Genomic DNA, 725 nt, shown 5'->3' on the forward strand with positions numbered 1-725 from the left:
CCGGAAGCGAGCCGGTTTCTGGAGCAGGCGGCGGGCAACGGCGACCCGTTGTACGCGGCCTGGGTCCTGGCGCTCGTGCTCGGGTTGCGGCGCGGAGAGGTCCTGGGGCTCACCTGGGACTCGGTGAACTTCGACACCGGCGAGCTCTACGTTGACCACCAACTCCGGCGGGCCGGCCGGGAGATCCTGCACCGGGAGACCAAGACCGAGGACTCAGACGACTTCCTTCCGCTCCCGGACCTGTGCCTCACCGCACTCCGGCTCCGCCGTCAGCAGCAGCTCGACGCCAAGCGGGCGGCCGGTGAGTTGTGGCAGGACCGGCACGGCCTGATCTTCACCACCAGGTACGGCACCCCGATCGAGCCCGGGAACCTCACCCGGCACTTCGCCGTGCGAGCCCGCCGGGACGGCGTACGGGTCATCCCGCTCAGGAACACCCGGCACACCACCAGCTCGCTCCTCGTCGCCCTCAAGGTGCACCCCAAGATCGCGCAGCGCATCCTGCGGCACTCGCAGATCGCCATGACGCTTGAGGTCTACGCCGAGGCCACCGAGGAGCAGGTGCGGGAGGCGTTGCAGCGGCTCGCCGGAGGGTTCGGCGGCGGGTAGACCGTTGCTGTACTCGCTGCTGTATGGCATGCGAAAGCCCCGTTCCGATCATGAAACGGGGCTCTGACCTGGTGCGCGCTCGGCAGGATTCGAACCTGCAACCTTCTGATCCGTAG

Annotated in this window: 1 protein-coding gene; it reads left to right on the forward strand. The window is 68.4% G+C overall.

Annotated features, from left to right (window positions below; all coding sequences use genetic code 11):
* A partial coding sequence (locus DEH69_RS04195; RefSeq protein ID WP_147255403.1) for a site-specific integrase occupies positions 1 to 609 on the forward strand: 609 nt, incomplete at its 5' end.
* Between the last annotated feature and the right edge of the window lie 116 nt (positions 610 to 725).

This window comes from Streptomyces sp. PT12 (genome assembly GCF_003311645.1).
GTDB lineage: Bacteria > Actinomycetota > Actinomycetes > Streptomycetales > Streptomycetaceae > Streptomyces.